We start from the raw sequence: 20317 nt of genomic DNA, 5'->3' as shown, positions 1-20317 counted from the left end.
GAATTGACACAACTCATGACAACTTTAGTCAAATGGACAGTCGCCGACTATCATCGCCTGATCGAGACTGGTATTCTCAGTAACCGTCGGGTCGAACTTTTGCAAGGAGAACTGGTAGAAATGCCTCCAGAAGGACCAATCCATAGCTATGTAACCGAAGGGGGTGTCCACTATCTACGTTCGCTGTTACAGGGACTAGCCGTGGTGCGAGAAGCTCATCCGATTACTTTGGCTGATTCCGAACCCCAACCCGATGTCGCCATTGTCCAACCGCCTCGACAACGATATCTCCAGCATCATCCCTATCCTCAGGATATTTTTTGGCTGATTGAAATCTCTCAGTCTACGTTAGACTATGATCTCAATGATAAACGGAAAACCTATGCCTTGGCAGATATTCCAGAATACTGGGTGGTGAATCTCAAAGCTCATCAAGTCCACGTCTTTCGACAGCCTCAGCAAGGGGAATACTTGGAAACATTCGTGATCACTCAAGGCACTATTTTCCCCTTAGCATTTCCCACAATTGAGGTATCAATCAACCGATTTTTTACCGATATCTAGTATTTTAATGATGGAAAAAATTAATAAATGTAGGGGCGGGTTTAGCCACTCAAACAACTTGTCACCAATCAATGAACAACAAAACCAGCCCTCCCCACCGATAACTGTAAGGTTTAAATTCCGAATCAACCACCAAATCTGCTGTAACATCATCGCATCCGATGCTGACAGCGTTTGAGGTAATGTTGCGCCACTTTATCCTCTGGAATAACCTGCAAACATTCGCTAAACTGTTGAGCTGCTTCTGAGAGGCGATCGCGATAATATAACATTAGCCCTTGCTCGAACACCGTTTTCGTCGTCCGCTTCGCCCTTCGCATCTGGGGCGGATCAGCCTCAAAGACTTCATAGACGGTCACTTTTTTCGCTTTCCCTTTCACATTCACCTTATCAATGAGGCGCATCCCATAGTCCTCGGAATTCGACAACTTCAAGAACGTATGGTGCGAGATTAACAGTCGAACTTGATAGATTTTGGTTAATTCTTCCAGGCGAGCTGCTAAATTCACCGCATCACTAATCACCGTGCTATCCATACGGGAAAATCCCCCCACGGTTCCAAGCATCAATTCCCCAGTATTAATTCCTATACCAATCTCAATGGATGCATAGTTATAATTAGCCCGATGTTGATTATATAAAGCCAACCGATCAAACATAGAAATTCCCGCTTGCAGTGCTTCATCAGCATTGCCACTGAACAGTGCCATAATTTCATCGCCAATATATTTATCAACAAAGCCATTATTTTCCCGAATGGCAGGTTCCATGCGACTCAAGAATGCATTAATAAAATTAAAATTTTCACGAGGATTCATCTGCTCGGATAGAGCCGTAAAGTTACGAATATCGGCAAAAAGAACAGACATTTCCCGTTGGACATGATCTCCTAGTTGCACATCCACAATACTTTTTTTCTGCAAAAACTGAAGAAATTGACCAGGAACAAACCGTTCGTAGGCTTGATTGAGTTGAAATAGCTCACGAGTAAAAGCTTCCCGTTCCGCTTCCGCTTTTTTGCGATCGCGGATATCTTGAAAGGCGACAATCGCATAAGCAACCTCCCCCTGTTCCTCATAAATCGGAGTTCCCCAAAGCTCAATCGGGATAATCTGATCCCCTCGGTGAATTTCCATATCATCAATTGTGGCAGGTTTACCCTGTAATGCCAGCATTAAGGGCATTTGGTGAGTGGGGTAGAGTTGATCCGTTCCCGCACGATAGGCTTGGTAAACCTCGGCTAATTCTTCAATAGTGACAGATTCGACAATTCCTTGACCTAAAATCTGCTTAGCCGCTTCATTAGCATAGTAGGGTTTGCCCTTGGCATCAAGGATAAAAATCCCCACAGGTACGGCGTCTAAAAATTGCGTCAATCTCCGCTCACTTTCACGCACGGCTGAGTAAAGTTTGGCATTTTCTTTAGCAATTGTTGATAAGCGTAGATGAGTTTTAATTCTAACCAAAAGCTTATTTTTGGCAATTGGTTTTGTTAAATAATCATTCACGCCCACACTAAATCCTGCCACTAAGTCATTCACTTTTTCATTCGCCGTCAACATCAACACAGGCAGTTCAGTAGCTGGATAGGATTCACGCAGTTTTTTACAAACATCATACCCAGTCATGCGCGGCATCATCGCATCTAGTAAAACCAAGTCAGGCTGAAAACCATTTTTAATGATGTCTAAGGCTTCTATACCATTGGCGGCTTGGGTAAGTTGATAATTCTCCAACGATAAATAGTTTGCCAATATCTGACGATGCACTGGTTCATCATCGACAATTAAGATTTTGAAGGGATTGATCAAGGGTTCGTCATACTGGAGATCTTGGTGTTGGTGCATAGTTAGGGAAGTCTGATCCAATGTTAGCAAGAGGGGACAAGAATTACCGACACTGGGATATGGCATCCTAGACGAATTAGTACTAAAAGCAGTCTGAGACATTGCCGCCATTGCCTCACCTGTATCTGGCATGAAGTGTTCAATCTGACCCTCAAAGATGGGCAAGGTAAATGTAAACTGAGAGCCGACTCCTAAGGTTGATTGCACCTCAATGGTTCCCCCATGCAACTCCACTAGCTTTTTTGTCAGGGCTAATCCTAACCCTGTACAGCCATACTGACGCCCCAGGAAACCCTCCCCTTGTTCAAAGGATTCAAAAATACTGTTTAATTCAGACTTTGGGATACCAATCCCTGTGTCAGCGACGGTAATGGCTAGCATTTTTTTTTGTGAGTGTTGAGTTAACTCCTCCCCCTCGCCCCTCTGCGCCTCTGCGCCTGTGCCCTCTACCTTCTGCCTTAATATCACGAATTGGGCGGAAATTTTGACCGTTCCTTTATCAGTAAACTTAATCGCATTTTCTACTAAGTTTTGCAAGATCTGCTGTACGCGATTTTCATCCGCATAGGCGATGGGTAAATCATGAGAAATGGTATTAATCAGTTGCAATTCTTTATCACCAATAAGTGGGTAACTGAGTCTGAGAACCACCTCCGCTATTTCTCGCACACCCACTGGCTGTCGCTGAAGTTTAATGTCTTGGTGTCTGAGTTTGGCAAAATCGAGAATGTCATTGACTAAATTGGATAAGCGCCGCCCAGTAGCAACAACTGTGGCTAAGTTAATCCGAGTTTGTAAGGGTAAATTTCCGGTAGCACCATCCATTAGGGATTCAGTAATGCCGATAATGCCTTGGAGAGGAGTACGGAGTTGGTGGGATGTATTTGCCAGAAACTCATCTTTGAGCTTGTCTAGGCGCTGCCAAGCGGCATTCTGATGATCTTTGAATTCCAGTTCTTGGGTAAAACGCATCTGTTCCGCTTCCGCTTTTTTTCGCTCTGTAATATCATTGAGAACGGCAATGGCATAAAGAATTTGACCCTGTTCATCAACAATGGGTTGGCTCCAACTTTCAATCGGAATAATCCGGTCGTCTTGGTGAATTTCAATATCATGAGCAATGTGGTGTTCTCCCTGTAAAGCTCGAAAAATCGGTAGGTTTTCAGTAGGATAAAGTTGATCAGTCTCGGCAATATACCAGTGATGAATTCTTGAAAAGGTATCGGTGAAAGCGTCTAAGCTGAACGCTTTGTTCATGAAGTCTTGCGCTTTATCGTTGGTATAGTAGAATTTGCCCTTAGTATCAACCACAACGATACCAACGGGTATAGTTTCTAAAATTTGAGCTAACTGTCTCTCACTTTTAGCCAATACTTCATTTAAGATGTTCATCTGATGATTCTGGTCTTTGAGAGTGGCAAAGGATTGTTTTAATTGTTCAGCCATTTGATTAAAGGCGGCGCTGAGATTGCCCAGTTCAGTGTTCCGAGGAACCTCAATTTTTTGCTCCCATTCACCGTTAGCAAGGGCGTTGGCGGCTTGATTTAAGCGCTGGATGGGGTGAATAATCCATTGAGCAGTGCAAATACCGACTCCCGTGGCGATGATTAGGGCGACGAGACAGAGCAGAATCGTCGATCGCGTATTATTATGAATGTGCTGCATGAAGTCAGCTTCGGGGACAACCACGACAATTAACCAGTCCAAGCCGTAGCTATTTTGTAAGGGCATTATCTGTAAAAATTGCCGCTGTCCCTGACGTTTAAATTCAAGGTGTTGGGACTTTTGAATTCCATCGAAATCGCCAAATTTTTTAGTTAAATAGGTGGCGGTAGCTTGAATTAATGGATCGCGACTTTGGGTTGCTTTTAACCGAGTAATTTGATCAAGGTTATTTTGAAAGGGGGGTTCTGGGGTGGATGTGGCGACTAATAGTCCAGAACGTTCAATAATAAACAGCCGTCCCGATTTACCGACTTTTAGCGTTTGTAGGAAATCGCTAATGGTGGAAAGACGTAGGGTTGTGTTTAAGACACCTTGAACCTGCTGATGATTGCTATCGTAGACGGGTTGAATGGCGCTGATTAGCAACGTGCGATCGCCTTCGCCAAAAATGGGGTAAATGTCACTCCAGGTGGGTTTACCGGCTTGCAAGGCGGCTTTATACCAGGGTCGCAGGCGGGGGTCGTAGTTGGTATAACTTTCGATCAGGGTGTTGCGATCGCCTTCGCTGTGAGTGCTATAAGTATAGAAGTTAAACTCTGTCGCGGGATTGGCTTGGATAATCACCAGTTGATCGCGATTTCGTCGTCCAGCCGCAATCAATCCTCGCTGTTCATTCGCCACACCAATATAACTCACAAAATCAAATCGTTGCACTTGTCGCCACAAATGCTGTTCCCACGGTTGTAAATTTTCTAGCGTCAAACTTCCCAGACGAATCGCATCCTGATTACTTTGATTAATCTGATGGGGAATAGCTAAATATGTCTCTAACCTATCCTCAATATGATGCGTAATTTCATCTCGTAATTGAGTCGCTACATCATTCACCGCCTGCTGTCCGTGGCGAGAGGATAACCAGCCAACCACTCCTACTAGGGCAAAAATTTGTACCAGGAAAGGGACTACGAATACCGTTCGTAGAGGAACGTTGGTTAAACCATTGGCAATCAGGCGCTTGAGAGATCGCATTGACATGGGAAAGTCGCTTGAATATCGCTAAAATCAAGGAAATAAACCCTACATTTTTAAAGCAGAATTCAATCCTTTTTTTATTCAGTTCAACCCAAATTAGCGATGCACCCAATAAATTCAATCGATCAATGATTGGAATAGTTTTAGGGTAAAACTCAAAAAAAGACGTTTTTATCAAATTAGTATGGTTTTGCCAAAAGTCTGAAAAGCATTAGCTAGACCCTCCTCGTGAACGTTTCCCACCTATCCCATTCACCGGAAAGCTTTACAGCTAAACAGTTTCGACTTTTGTACAGAGACTAATCGCCTCTGTACGTTCAAGGTAGCGGTACTAGACAGAACTGAAGAATTCAGTCCTTTAGCCTCTCTCGCTCAAAGCCATCATTATGTTATACTAGCGTATGACTTGTATTACAACATTCGTATAATATTTTAATTCGCGCCACAGCAGCAATGTCCCAACGGTAGAGTGTCAGATCAACTCGATGAGAAGGTGAGCTGGGGGAGATGAGAAATATGGGGAAGTCGTGAGTTAACTCAAAACTCTACCTTACCCTTTTCCCTGTTCCCTGTTCCCTGTTCCCTGACAAATGACGAATTATTGCTGTTGACAACGGTTGAGATAGATGTTGGGCACTTGATCTTGAGGATTCACCCGGAGCACCTCAGCAAAGCGTTTTTCCGCCTCAGCAAACGCCTTCAGGTTATAAAATGACCAAGCTTCAGTAAAGGTTTGTAACGTGGCTAATTTAGCCGCTTTAATCTCAGGTAAATCGGCATCAAACACTTCATAAACGGTGACTAATTCCGATTTACCCTTTACTTGAACTTTATCAATCAGACGAATCGCATAATTCCCCGGATTAGATAAACGGGAAAAAGTATGATGAGAGATTAATAAGGGGACTTGATAATATTTGGTTAACCCTTCAATGCGAGAGGCTAAATTCACCGCATCACTAATCACTGTGCTATCCATGCGGGAGACTCCACCAATGGTTCCTAGCATTAACCCTCCCGTATTAATCCCAATCCCAATCCGGATAGGAGGATAGCCAGAATTCTGTCGATGTTGATTATAAATCCTCAGTTGGTGTAGCATCGCAATTCCAGCCTTAACTGCATCATCAGCCTGACCACTAAACAATGCCATAATCGCATCGCCGATATATTTATCAATAAAGCCATGGTGCTCAGTAATCGCTGGCTCCATGCGCGACAAATAGGCATTAATAAACTTAAAATTCTCCTCCGGTGTCATCGTTTCGGATAGGGTTGTGAAGGAGCGAATATCAGAAAACAGAATTGACATTTCTTTTTGAACATTATCCCCAAACTGGACATCAACAATACTGTCCTTATTCAAAAAATGGAGAAATTGGCGCGGCACAAACCGTTCATACGCCTGATTCAATTCAGCCAAACTGCTATAGAAACGGGCATTTTCAATCGAGGTAGCCGCTTGCGCGGATAGGAGACGCAAGAGTTCCAATCGGCTAGCTGTAAATGCTCCCGTTGTCAAATTATTTTCTAAATAGACAATTCCGCTCAATTTTCCTTGATTAATCAACGGCGCACAGAGAATTGACTTCGGCTGATTGGTTTGAATATAGGAATCTTGCCTAAATTGTCCTTCATTTAGGGCATCATTTAACACCACAATCTCCTGAGTTCGTGCCACATAGTTAATGACGGCGACGGATACCACTTGCGTCTCTTCTAGGTCAGTCGATTGAAAGACCTGAATTTGATTGCACTCTGTACAGGATTGGGTCAGCGTATTCACCTGTCCCTCGGCTTCAATTCGTAGTTTTCCTTTCGTCTCTAAAATCAGAAATCCTTTTTGCGCCCCCGCATTTTCAATCAAAATCTTCATCAACGCCGCCAGTAATTTATCCAATACAATCTCACCGGAAATCGCTTGCGCCGCTTTCATAACGCTGTTTAAGTCAAGATACTCTGACGAATTTTTGCCATTTTGGGTGGTTGTGGTCAGGGTTGAACTTTTTTTTAATAGCCCCCCAGACTCATTATTATTCACACGAGTCAAAAGCCATTGGGAATAGGTGGCTTCTAACTGTTTAACTTTCGCCATTGCCCCCCATCGGGTATAAACGTAATGAGCTTTTTGTAAATAGGTTTGGGCAATTTCTTCCCGACCTAATCGTTGATAGAAATTGCTGGCTCGTTCATAAGCTAGGGCTTCGTCTTGAAGATAACCCTGTTTTTTAGCACCTTGAATTGCACGATCATAATACTCCATTGCTGGCAAGATTTTTCCGCGTAATCCCGCCCGTTCCGCCTCCACTAAGTCATATTTATGCTGAAAGTTACAAGGGGCATAGTCTGCCCAGGTTTGCATTATTTTTTGTTGTCTGGCTATTGTGTTGAGATAGCGTTTGCGTTTACGGGGACTGGCTGAATGGCACAGAGATAACAGGACTAAAGAGGAATAGAAGTTGGTTAAAACACTATTTAATAAGCCATTCACGCTTCCCTTATACTCATCAGCCAACCCAACCAGCCTTTCCGCTTCTTGTTCATCACCAAATAAGTAAGCCAGGAATAACTTCGCCCAATAAACAGACAAAATTGAAATCTGATTCTTTGCTGCTAATAAATCAGGAAGGAGGCGATCAAAAACCGTCCAGTCTAATGTCGGATAATGGTCAGCCTTGATTAAGCATAAAGATAAATTCCGCCAAATTGTGATATACCCAATCTGATAATCTTGTTTAAACTGCCGATTCAGTTCCAGATGTTGAGCTTGTTTGGATTCAACCTCAGTTAAGGGCAGTCCGACGAAAAATGAATAAGTGCAGTAGTTTACTGTACAGTGACAAGCATATTCAATATCACCATTTTCAATTGCCGTTTGTATCGTATCGAGTAATGGATTTAATGTTTTTATAGCTGGCTCTTTCCAAGGTCGGACAAACGCATTAAATTGCTGATAGACTTTGGCTTGTACGTCTTTGGCAGGAAAACGATCTAATAATTTCAACGCTAACTGACCAAAGCGATAGCCTTGATCAATTGTTTCTTGTTGACCACATAACAGCAAACTATAAACGCTATAGGCGTAAGCGGCGAGGGAGGAATTTCCATGGCGAATACAGAGATTGACCATGGTTAAAATCAGCGACGGTAATAGGGAGGGTTTGGCAATATAAGCAGGTGCCATCACAGACATTAAAATTCGCAACGCCGCTAATTGAGTGGGTTCAGTCATTTCCGGCAAATCCACTAACGCCTCAACCATTTGATAAACTGGAGGTGTTTCAGTTAGCGGGATGTCCAATAGGTTTAACACCTGCTGTGCGGTTTGGATGGCGGACAGCATTTTATTTTGAGAACTATCAAATAAAATTTGCAGTTCATAAACCTTGACTTTATCCATCAGAGTTTGCGCCCGATTTAGCACATCATCGGTTAAAATTTGGGCGGCTTCAAAATCGGTCAATAAATAGGCAACTTCGATGGCTTCCAGAAACAAGTTGAGGGTCAATTCATACTGCACCTGCCAACTCTCTGACGGCAGCAGTTCGCGACCGATGGTTAAGTATTTTCTCGCAGGTTCATAAGCAGTTGCGGCTTTCGCTTTCTGACCTGCCCAAAGATTCAATTGAGCTAATTCATGCCGTTCTTCAGGGGATTCAATTAACTCAATACTGATATTCAGATGGTTAACAATATCAAACAGAGAGTCTGATACCTGGTCGGCTGGCGTATTTTTCAGTAATAATTGACCGACAGTCCGATGAACCGCTTGGCATTCTTCTTCAGGAATCAGAGAATAAGCGGCTTGTTGAATTCGGTCGTGGACAAATTGGTATTGAATGGTTAAGGTTTGAATGTCTCTGTGTGTTTTAGAGAAGAGGGAATTCAAGGCGATTCTTTGATGTTGATCCAATAAAGTTTGAGTCATATCCGCTTGACTGATTAACTTATAGTCTTCCCCCAAAGGAACAATTAACCCTTCCACGATCGCGTGCCATAATTGCACCGCTGTTTCGGATAGAGATTCGCCTAAAACTAGGGCTAAGGGTTTCAGTTCAAAGGAATTTCCCAAACAAGCAGCAAACCGTAAAACCTGTTGCACCTGGGGCGGTAATGTTTTAATCTTATCTGCCAAAATAGCAACAACATTATCGGTAAAGTTTTGGGCTTGAATCTGGGCTAAATCCCAGTCCCACACTCCCTGTTTAGAATTAAATGTGAGCATCTTTTCTTGATACAAGTATTTGATAAACTCATTAATAAAAAACGGATTACCTCCAGTTTTAAGCTGGATTAATTCAGCCAAAGTGTAGGCATGATCAGGGGAACATTTGAGCGTTTCTGCAACTAATTGAATAATGCTGATTAATTCCAAGGGCGCTAAAACCATCTCATGAATAATGGTTCCGCTGGCGCGAATTGCCTCGAATGTGAATCGTAAGGGATGGGAAACTGTCACTTCATTATCCCGATAAGCACCAATCAGAAACATCCCGCCGATATGAAACTCAGCCTCACCCTGATCTGAGGAGTTCATCAACGATTCGATCAGTTTCAACGAAGCACTATCCGCCCACTGCAAATCATCCAGAAAAATCACTAATGGATGTTCAGGTTTGGTAAAAACTTGGATAAAGTTGTGCAGAACGAACTTAAAACGATTTTGTGATTCTGTGGGAGGTAACTTGGGAACTGGAACAGGTTTGCCAACAATCAGTTTAACTTCAGGAATGACATCAATAATAATTTGAGCATTCCCCCCCAATGCCGCTAAGAGGTGGTTGCGCCACTGGGTTAGTTGCAGGGTAGTTTCTGTTAACAACTGTTTGATTAATTCTCGAAACGCCTGAATCACGGCTGAGTAGGGGATATCCCGTTGATATTGGTCAAACTTGCCGCGAATAAAATAGCCCCGCCGTTGAGTAATGGGTTTATATAATTCCTGGACTAGCGCTGACTTCCCTATACCGGAATATCCAGATACAACCATCATCTCCTTGGGGGAGTTTCGAGTCTGTAGGGACGGGTTTAGGGAATTTTGTGTCGCCGTTGACGATAAGTTTTCTTCAGAACCCGCCCTTATTGAGTTTGGCGTTGGGTCTTCTAATAAACTACGTCCAGTAACCCGAATAAAGGTGTCCAATAGAATTTCAATTTCCCGTTCTCGACCATACAGTTTTTGGGGGATTTGAAACTGCTCAGAAATATCCTGGCGCCCTAGGGGAAATAGTTCGATTGTTCCCTTCATCTGTAATTGCATCAGGCAAACCGTTAAATCGGATTTCAGTCCCCAGGCACTTTGATACCGATCTTCAGCATTTTTTGCCAATAATTTCATGACAATAGCAGAGAGGGCGGGCGAAATCTCTGGATTAATCTGGTGAGGCGGAATGGGTTCTTTTGCCAGATGAGCATGAACTAATTCTAGGGGATCATCGGTTTCAAAGGGAAGGCGATGGGTGAGTAATTCATAGAACGTCATTCCTAACGAATAAAAATCAGTCCGATAATCCAGCGCCCGGTTCATTCTCCCCGTTTGTTCCGGTGACATATAGGCTAATGTGCCTTCTAAGACGGAGGGATTTTTCAGAATTGGGTTTTCTTGGGATAAAACCGTGGCAATGCCAAAATCAATGATTTTCAGTTGTCCGGTTTCAGGATTGAAAACAATATTGGCAGGATTGATATCTTTATGAATAATATGGGCAGCATGAATTCTACCTAAGCTTTCGGCGTTGCGAATGGCGATACTCAAGAATTCTTTGAGCGTAAATCCCCGTTCCTGGAGTAAGAATTTTAACGAGGAACCACCAAAATCTTCAAAGATAATCACCAAGGTGGTTTGATAGGGTTCTAAGCTATAGGCTTGAACCACACCACCAAAATTGAGAGAGCGCGTAATTTGATATTCTTGTTGATAGCGGTTAATTTCTGTGGGCGTAGGATAATCTTGTTTGAGAACTTTGAGGATCACCGACTGCTGATCCGATTCTCGGATACCCCGATAGACTAGAGAGTTACGACTTTCATAGATTTGAGCCAGAATCCGACAGCCAGCAACGGTAACCATAGGGTAGATGGGGAAACACTGAGAGGATTGCTTAAAGGTGATAGCCTATCATACTAAATCCGCCTTTATTACCCCATGCAAGAGGAGGCGATTGAAATCGCTGCTACACTTGCCTTTCGTCCGCCTGCGCGGACTGGTTTATAACAGGGGTAGCTAACCCGGATTTGGTATCACACGCAGGAGTGAGCGATAAGCTTGTCACACATTTAAATTGGGAATGGGTAGCGAGCAAGATGCTCGCATTATATTGCCTATTCCCTATTCCCTATGACACATCCACACCGCAAGACTCCCTACAGCAGCCCCTACTTACTGTAAAAGACGAGATCCAGCAGGACATTGAATCTCTGTAGAATCGGCTGAAGGTGGAATTGGCATTGGCGGCGGTGAGGTAGCGGGTTGATCACTCTGACAAATTCCAGAGACGGTTGTTTGAAACCCATCAACGGTGGTGACAAATACCGCACCAATATAACTAGGAAGTCCCTCATCTTTGGGACGTGCTGTAATCGCTACACCCTGAGCGCGATCGCCTGAGGGTACAATTTCGTAGGTATACAAGGCGGTTTCTAGGTTTGTGGCGATTTCTAGCTGTTCAAGGGTATTGGCAAATTGACGATTTTCTAGATAATACACTTGCTGAGCGCGATTTAAGAGGCTGATGTACTGCATCGGAATCCCTTGGCTGGATCGGTTGGCGGTGGTTTCCAACTCAATTACAGAAATATCTTCGGATACTGTGGTATTATCCGACATCTTTGCCAAGAGTAACGCCGCATCACTAAACGCCGTGGGTCGAGGTTGTCCCGGCGTAACATCTTTAAATTCTAAACGTAGCTTCCCCTCTGGGGTTAACTCAAAAATGGTCAAGGCGATTTCATCGGGTGTGAGTGCCATATCCAGGTGCATCGGTTGAGTCGCCGTCTGAATTTGGTAACCCACCTCGATTGCCACAGCCGACCCATCTTGAGCCGGTAAGATAAAAAATAATTGGTTATCGGGGGCAAATATTAACCGGATGGATTCCCCCGATTCCGGATCAGTGGCAAGCCATTCGCCAATTAATTGCTGGGTAACAGCATCCGTTGGCGATCGCATCTCGGATGCAGGGGATGGATTATCCGGTTCAGATTGCGCTTGAGATGGAACGCCACTAGCGACAAGGAAGGCTAAAAGAACGAATATCAAACGCGATCGGCACAACTCAAGCAATAGAGAAACAGGATTAAGCATGGCAATCCAACCCAGCAACTGATTGGATTTTAACAAAGAAAACGAATGACGAATGACCCCCATTTGACGACCGTAGGGGTTTGGTTACCAAACCCTTACTTATGTCGCCACCCATCCCGAAAAGACCCAGCCACCGTTAGCAAGCCGTATCCAGTTACCCGCCGTCTGACCCGTTGTGGCGATCGCGACGCCATCGGCTACGGTATCAACAACCCGATACCCTAAACCGGGACCCGATCGCACATTCAGAGGGCTCCCATTCGTCGTCACCATGGCTGTATCTGTCCCTGGAGCTCCACCGCCACCTTCACCTGCTATCCAGCGAGAGGCGACCCAGTTGCCATTGCTCAGTTGAGACCAGCCATCGGCATTAAGACCACTGAGGCTAACCGTTCGGTTATCGGCTACCGTACCCACCACACGATACCCTAAACCCGGACCCGATCGCACATTGAGGGGACTGTTATTGGTATTGACAACGGCTGTATTCGTCACGGGAGTCCCACCTCCCCCATCCCCATCCTCACCATATAAGGCGGTTAACGTCGTCGGTCCAGCAATCCCATCCGGTGTCAATCCCCGGGACGCCTGAGCCGTTCTCACAGCGGTTTCAGTGAGGCGACCATAATAGCCGGTGACCGGTCCATTATAGACCCCAAGCTCTTGCAACCGATTTTGCAGATTAGTTACGGCTCCCCCCGTACTACCGGGACGCAAGACACCGGAGGATGGAACAGTACTACCGCCACCTTCACCTGTTATCCAGCGAGAGGCGACCCAGTTGCCATTGCTCAGTTGAGACCAGCCATCGGCATTACGACCACTGAGATTAATTGTGGTTCCATCAGCGAGAGTGCTAACTACGCGATACCCTACACCGGGACCCGATCGCACATTTAGGGGATTACTATTAGTATCAACCACAGCCGCCCAAGCGCTACTGGTTAAGCTTAATGAAGACAGTGCGATCGCCAACGCTAATCCCTGAATCCAGGCTAAACTCGGTAGTTTCCAATCAAACTGTGACTCCCAGAAAAACCCATCAGCACTCGACTGGGAGTGGGACGTCATGTTATCGGCTTGGGCGATCGACAAATGGGTATAGGCTAGTGTTTCCATCAGAACACCTCACTGTTTGTTTATCACGGCGATGAACCTTAACCGTAGACAAGACTGACTCAATACCCTGATCAATTCCCGGTTTACCTGCGACAGAAGGTAGTTGGGGATAACGAAACGACGACGGCTGGGTTCATCTAAATTTATAATTTTCTTTTCTTATAGCATTATTAGAAATAATCAAGCTGGCTAACGTCCCTCAAAAGAAAGGTTTAGTTGATCAAATTTATTTGTCGTGAGAGGGGAATGGAGACTATAGTAACGGTTAGCCCTTCTCTATCCATTTCGCGTTCTTATTCTTATGGCTACTGCCACTTGGACTCGCCGCCATGTCCTTTCCCTGGAAGATTTTACGTCGGCTGAATACGACACCCTCTTACAAACAGCCGCTAGCTGTCGGGAAATTCTCTCCCGGCGCACGAAAAAAGTCCCGGCTTTGCAAGGTCAGGTAGTGGCGAATATGTTTTTTGAATCCTCAACTCGCACCCGCAGTAGTTTTGAACTTGCAGCAAAACGGTTGAGTGCGGATACACTGAATTTTGCACCGGGAACCTCTTCTTTGACCAAGGGAGAAACCATTCTCGATACAGCAAAAACCTATTTAGCAATGGGTGCGGATATGATGGTAATTCGCCATCGAGAAGCTGGAGTTCCTCATGCGATCGCGACTGAAATGGATCGCCTGGATACGAATGTCGGTATCCTAAATGCGGGAGATGGTCAGCATGAACATCCCTCCCAGGCGTTGCTGGATTTGTTTACAATTACATCCCTATTGGATTTTGAGTATCCTCGTCTGAAACTCTTGGCAGACAAAAAAATTGCCATTGTCGGGGATATCATACATTCACGGGTTGCCCGTTCTAATATTTGGAGTCTGACGGCGAGTGGTGCTGAGGTTCATTTAGCCGGTCCACCAACCCTAGTACCCCAGGAGTTTGCTGAGTATGTCCATGGGAAGGTAGGGGTCGTCGGGGCTGTAGGGGCGAAGCATTCGCGCCCCGATCTATCGGGTTTCTACTCAAATCCAAACGCGAATGCTTCGCCCAATCCCCAATCCCCAATCCCCAATCCCCAATCCCCAATCCCCAATCGTCGGCTATTCTTGCATTGGGATGTTGAACCGGCGCTCAAAGATGCGGATTTTGTCATGACCTTACGGCTACAAAAAGAACGCATGACAGCGCATCTGTTGCCCAGTTTGCGAGAATATCATCAGCGTTATGGGATAACGCGCGATCGCTTGAAACTTTGCCACCCTGGAGTCAAAGTCCTACACCCCGGACCCGTCAATCGCGGCGTGGAAATTAGTTCAGAGTTAATGGATGATCCGGAATTCAGTTTAATTTCTCAACAGGTAACCAGTGGTGTTGCGGTACGCATGGCGCTACTTTATCTGATGGGGAGTGGGAAGTCTTAATATCGGTCATTTGTGAATAATGACTTAAGATTTAGTGGAGTTCCTACACCATGAGCGGCAGATAGATGTTTGACCGAAAACTTGGGTCTCAAGCCTCCCCCTGCCATCGGGACTTTTTCGACAAGCCTTTGATGAAGTTTCTAGCCACTTTTAATGTTTTATTTCTGGACATTGTAGTGGTTAATCTGCTACACTATAAGAGTAGTCTAGCACGGGCGAAAGTCGTGAGTATCGCCAATCGAGAAATCGATAATTATCACGTAAAGTAGATGCTAGTACGTGAGGCGCGAGAAACCTCTTAAAAAACGCATGGACTTAAATGAGTGCCGATACCTCCAAAAGTGCAAAATGCGTTAGTCGTGAGACTAAAAACAAGTGTACTGTCGGGCGGACAGAAACACACCGAAAGAGAGAAAACGGATGCATCAGACACTCTCGACAAAGTACCATTACGCTTGGGGAGACAAGCCCTCTGGGATTATCTAACTTAAACTCGACGCTTGGTAGTTTTCTACGGGCTTTTGGTTTAAGGATTGCCGCAAGGATAGATAATTGTAAGGTGTGTCTAAGAACCAAGAATCCTCGCACTTTTAGGGCGAGGAGCGTCAACTATCCAAAATGCCTAAAGCCGAGCTGCATCTTCATTTAGAGGGAGCGCCAAGCTGGTCTACCTTACGCATGGCACATAAACGGCATTATGGCGCGGAGTTACCCAAAGTACCACCTTGGTATGCACCTGACTTCCGGTTTAGCGATTTTGGAGAGTTTCAGACTCTGTTTGAGCAATACATTTATCCGTGGCTACGGGTTCCCTCCGGTTATGCAGAACTGATTCACGATGTGGTAGAAGGCTTATTAAAGCAGAATATCCGCTATGCCGAGATCAATGTCGCTGCTGCATTGGTAGAACAACTCGGAGCTTCCCTTAGTGACGTTTTCCGATTACTCGAAGCAGAAATAGAACGGGCTCGCGCCAAGGATTGCAGGATTCGTATATTTGTGGGATTGCTCCGGAATCAGGGAGTTGAGGACGCGATTTACTGGGTGCGGAGAACTCGGTTGGTTTCCATCGTCACAGGATTTGATCTACAAGGGAACGAAGTCGGCTGGCCCCCAGACATGTTCAAACCCGCGCTTGATTTGGCAACAGAAGTAGGCAAACGAGTCAAAGTTCATGCCGGTGAAATGACTGGAGCACAGAACATCCAAATTGCCGTTGAAAAATTAGGCATTGACCAGATTGGACATGGCACTTCAGCGATTCAAAATCCAAAAGTAGTAGAACTATTGCGCGATCGCGGTGTTACTGTGGAGATGTGTCCTACTTCAAATGAACGACTGCAAAATGTCGCTTCTTATCAAGACCATCCGATTTTTGCCCTTGATGCAGCAGGTGTCCCAGTTACAGTAAATTCCGACGATCCAACCTTCTTTGGTTGTAACCTCACCGATGAATTATCGCGGTTGATCACACCGCGACAGGCAAAAATCTCTGATCTCAAACGCTGGACTCGGAATGCCTTTCGTCAGGCAATTCTTGATGAGTTCACTCGGGATCGTCTCATCGCAGAACTCGAAGCATGGTTTCCTCCTGGGGAATGAGTGTCAGATAGACCTTCCACCGGGAGAGGTTCCACCGGAGGAGTCTCTACAATGTTCAAGGAAACAGAAAATCAGGTAATGGCTTGTTGGCTGTGCTTGTCAAACAGGTGAAACTGAGACCGATCAAACACCACACTAACCGATTGTCCCACACTCATGCGTGATCGCGGATCAACTCTGGCGATGAATTCGTGATTTGTTGGCGTCGTCAGATAAACAATGATTTCATTCCCCATCATTTCCGTAACGGATACTGTGGCTTGAACAGAGGAGGGACGAATACCTGGGGGAATATAGTCAGGATCATGGATGTTTTCTGGGCGAATCCCAAAGATAACTTCTTCCCCTGAATAATGTTGATAAAATAGGGCTTTTTCTGGAGGAATATGAAGTTCAAATGAGTCTGCTTTTACATATAACTTTTCATCTTTACTGGTTAACTTAGCATCAAAAAAATTCATGGCTGGAGACCCAATAAAACCAGCCACAAAGACATTATCCGGATAATTATACAGCTTTTCTGGGGTATCAACTTGCTGTAAAACTCCCTGATTCATCACCGCAATGCGACTTCCCATAGTCATTGCTTCCACTTGGTCATGGGTGACATAAATAAATGTAGTGCCTAATTCATGATGCAGTTTACTAATTTCTGCCCGCGCCTGTACCCGTAATTTAGCATCTAAATTGGATAACGGTTCATCCATTAAAAATACAGCCGGATTCCGCACAATGGCGCGACCCACCGCAACTCGCTGGCGCTGTCCTCCGGAAAGTTCTTTGGGTTTGCGGTACAGTAAATGGTCAATTCCTAATTGCTTGGCTGCACTTTCAACACGGGCTTTGATTTCGCTTTTACGCTTCCCTTGTAATTCTAGACTAAATGCCATATTTTCATAGACAGACATGTGGGGATACAGGGCGTAAGACTGGAAAACCATGGCAATATCCCGCTCTTTGGGCGGAACATCATTGACTCGCTGCTCGCCAATATAAATACTACCTTGGGTTATATCTTCAAGTCCCGCCAGCATCCGTAGGGAGGTAGTTTTACCGCAGCCAGAGGGACCCACAAAGACGAGGAATTCACCATCGTCAATAGTCAGATTTAAATCATTGACCGCGATAAAATCAGCAAATTGTTTGTTGACGCCTTCAAAAATAACACTAGCCATTTTAGAACCTGAATTGGGAATTTAGACGTAGATGCCCCAATGGTATGCTATTATAAAATATTAATACTTGCTTGATAAAGTGTCCAGCTTTGCTAGTTGACATTTAGAATTTGTTCATTACCAATACTTTAAAGGGAAATTACTGTTGATCTAAAACTCCACAAATGTTACTATTTAATAATTAATCAATTCCACTAAAGTAATCATCGCAATCATCTATATCACATAGATATCCCCAATCCATAGATCTGTCATCAGCTCTTTTAAGAAAGTAGTCTTGCTCTAAGGTATAATCAAGTTTTCTTTCATCTTCATCGTAATAATATTCTTCTATAAATTCTTCATTCAGGAGATAATTATAACTCAAATTGCCGGGAATCATACAACTCTTTGGTAGTTTAGACAAATTAGGATTTAGTTTTTTCGCCTGATAATAATCTTCGCTTGCTTTCTGTCTATTTCCCATGGCATAGTGAGCAACCCCTCGATTATAGTATGCTTCGGCTAAGTTAGGATTAATCCTAATTACCTCTGTAAAATCCTCAATAGCTTGTTCTTTAAGTCCCCCCATATAAAAGAGATATCCCCGCTCAAAATATGCATCAGCTAAGTTGGGATTATTGGTTATTGCCAAGGTAAAATCATCAATCGCTCCCTGTTCATCTCCTAAATCATAACAAACAATTCCCCGCTGTAAATAAGCTTCAGCCCAGTAAGGATTCATTCTCAGTGCCTGAGTGATATCCTTCATGGCTCCCTGCTTGTCTCCTAAATCATAACAAACACAGCCACGGCGAAAAAAGGCATTGAAATTATTAGGATCAATTTTTATAGCTTGATTGAAATCCTCAATAGCACCTTGCTTATTTCCTAATGCATAACGAGCAAAACCTCGGAACGAGTGAGAAATTGTATCATCCGAATTAAGACTTAGTGTCTGATTCAAATCCTCAATTGCTTTATTCAGCTCTCCTTTATAATAGTAAGCCACTCCTCGGTTTTTATGAAAAATATAATTTTCCGGATTAATTATAATGGCTTTGGTAAAATCTTCAATGGCTTTATTAATATCTCCTATATTTAAAAGGACGACACCTCGGTAGTCATAAGCAGTACTATCATCAGGGTTAATCCTAATGGCTTGGGTATAGTCTTCAATCGCGCCCTTTTTATCTCCTATCTCAGCACGGGTAATACCCCGGTTTAAGTAAGCGTTGGTAAAGCTAGGATTAAGAGCAAGTGCCTGAGTATAATCGGCGATAGCCTCTTGTGGCTTAGCTAATGAACAATAAATGTTACCTCGCAATAAATAAGAATTTTCAGCCTTCTCTGGAGCAACTTTAATTATTTGGGTATAGTTTTCAATGGCTCTGTTTTTGTCACCAATAGCCGAACAAATTTCAGCTCTTAAAAAATAAGCAGACGCATTATTTGAATCTATTGTAATTATTGAATTGACATCCTCCATTGCACCTTGATAATCTTCGATAAAATAACGGGTATAAGCTCGACCCAAGTACGCTGCAATATAGCCTGGATTAATTTTGATTGCTTGGTTTAAATCCTCTAGAGCTCTTGGGATGTCTCCTATTTCATAAAGTAAATTAGCTCTATCTTTGTAGGCTGTGGCTGCTATGGGATTAATCCAGATTTCCTGGGTATAGTCCTCTATTGCACCTAGTTTATCTCCAATAGCCGAACGAGCATTTCCTCGCAAACCGTAAACTTCAGCAATGCTTGGATTTAGTTGTAAAATTCTATTACAGTTGGCTATTGCATCCTGATATTCACCTCTGTTATAGCAACTAATACTAATAACGAAATGGTCAATAACTAAATTTACAATTTGGCGATGTATATATGTTTTTTGATCTGCATTATCAGGAGTTATAAATCCTTGCTTAGGTGATAATTGCTGAATATATTGTTCTTGGTTATTTTCCGGTTTAACTTCAGTGTTGATTAAAAGTTTTTGGCTCTCTAGGTAGCTGTGCAAACCAGCAGAGTACAGTAATTTATCTACTCCTACAGAGGCTTTTCCTTGACTGCAATGTAGCATTGTTGTTGGTATAAAACCAGCTAATATTAAGTTGTATTTAGCTTGTGCTTCACTGATTTCTTCTTGGATCAAAATGCAAACCAAGACAGCATTTTTATTGATTTCTTCTTGACTAATCCACCATCGTACTGAATCAATACTACCGTGACGTGCTTTAACCTGGATACCAACGGATGGGTCAGATGTTAACCTAAAATCAACCTTACCATCACCACTGAGTCGTTGTTCATAGTCAACTTCAGTAACAAAGTCCCCTAAACGAGCTTTGATAACTTCCTCTCCCAACTTTCCTTTCAGATTATTGATAAAGACATTACGGACACGGGAATTTTGCTTATACTTTTCAGCCATTTCCCAGCAAAAGTCTCGCAGTTGTTTTAGCTTATTGCCGGAGATAACCGTTAATTCGCTGTGCTGTCCTTGTGCTTCACAATGCAATAGATGACCAGCTTTCAGCCTTTGGATGAAGTCCGCTTGTTGTGAGCGCAGTGGGATAGTCCAATCCATACCGAGTTGCCAAATCTAACTTCA

At 43.9% G+C, this 20317-nt stretch carries 10 protein-coding genes; 4 read left to right on the top strand and 6 right to left on the bottom strand.

Annotated elements, in window-relative coordinates:
* Nucleotides 1–15: 15 nt before the first annotated feature.
* Entirely contained in the window at nt 16–564 is a 549-nt protein-coding gene (locus tag RID09_RS23570; protein WP_446338436.1) for a Uma2 family endonuclease, read from the top strand.
* A gap of 149 nt (nt 565–713) precedes the next feature.
* Here RID09_RS23570 and RID09_RS23565 read toward each other — a convergent pair whose 3' ends face one another.
* From RID09_RS23565 to RID09_RS23550, 4 genes are all read right to left on the bottom strand, one after another.
* A complete protein-coding gene (locus tag RID09_RS23565) occupies nt 714–5111 on the bottom strand; it encodes a response regulator (RefSeq protein ID WP_446338349.1) in 4398 nt (1465 codons plus the stop codon).
* 595 nt (nt 5112–5706) lie between these two features.
* Nucleotides 5707–11178, bottom strand: coding sequence for an AAA family ATPase (locus tag RID09_RS23560; RefSeq protein WP_446338348.1), 5472 nt, complete (start codon nt 11176–11178; stop codon nt 5707–5709).
* Between the two features lie 309 nt (nt 11179–11487).
* Nucleotides 11488–12447, bottom strand: a complete 960-nt coding sequence (locus RID09_RS23555) for a type IV pilin-like G/H family protein (RefSeq protein ID WP_446338347.1) — start codon at nt 12445–12447, stop codon at nt 11488–11490.
* Nucleotides 12448–12510: 63 nt separating this feature from the next.
* Nucleotides 12511–13530: an SH3 domain-containing protein gene (locus RID09_RS23550; protein ID WP_446338346.1), complete on the bottom strand. Its 1020-nt coding sequence runs from the start codon at nt 13528–13530 to the stop codon at nt 12511–12513.
* 301 nt (nt 13531–13831) lie between these two features.
* On the opposite strand from RID09_RS23550, the gene RID09_RS23545 reads away from it, so the two are divergent.
* The 3 genes from RID09_RS23545 to RID09_RS23535 all read left to right on the top strand — a co-directional run bounded on the left by RID09_RS23545 (nt 13832) and on the right by RID09_RS23535 (nt 16552).
* Nucleotides 13832–14950 (top strand): aspartate carbamoyltransferase catalytic subunit, encoded by a 1119-nt coding sequence (locus tag RID09_RS23545; protein WP_446338345.1) that lies wholly within the window; start codon nt 13832–13834, stop codon nt 14948–14950.
* A 65-nt stretch (nt 14951–15015) separates the two neighbouring features.
* Complete coding sequence (locus tag RID09_RS23540; protein WP_446338344.1) at nt 15016–15219, top strand: hypothetical protein; 204 nt, start codon at nt 15016–15018, stop codon at nt 15217–15219.
* Nucleotides 15220–15568: 349 nt separating this feature from the next.
* Entirely contained in the window at nt 15569–16552 is a 984-nt protein-coding gene (locus RID09_RS23535; RefSeq protein WP_446338343.1) for an adenosine deaminase family protein, read from the top strand.
* A 71-nt stretch (nt 16553–16623) separates the two neighbouring features.
* Here RID09_RS23535 and RID09_RS23530 read toward each other — a convergent pair whose 3' ends face one another.
* A complete protein-coding gene (locus RID09_RS23530; RefSeq protein ID WP_446338342.1) occupies nt 16624–17727 on the bottom strand; it encodes an ABC transporter ATP-binding protein in 1104 nt (367 codons plus the stop codon).
* A gap of 181 nt (nt 17728–17908) precedes the next feature.
* On the bottom strand, nt 17909–20293 hold the full coding sequence (locus RID09_RS23525; protein ID WP_446338341.1) for a tetratricopeptide repeat protein: 2385 nt from the start codon (nt 20291–20293) through the stop codon (nt 17909–17911).
* Nucleotides 20294–20317 lie beyond the last annotated feature (24 nt).

Origin of the sequence: Coleofasciculus sp. G1-WW12-02, assembly GCF_040219735.1 — a bacterium.
In the GTDB taxonomy this organism is placed as follows: Bacteria; Cyanobacteriota; Cyanobacteriia; order Cyanobacteriales; family Coleofasciculaceae; genus Coleofasciculus.
Note: the sequence above shows the minus strand (reverse complement) of the source record. Positions and strands in the feature narration are given on the sequence as shown.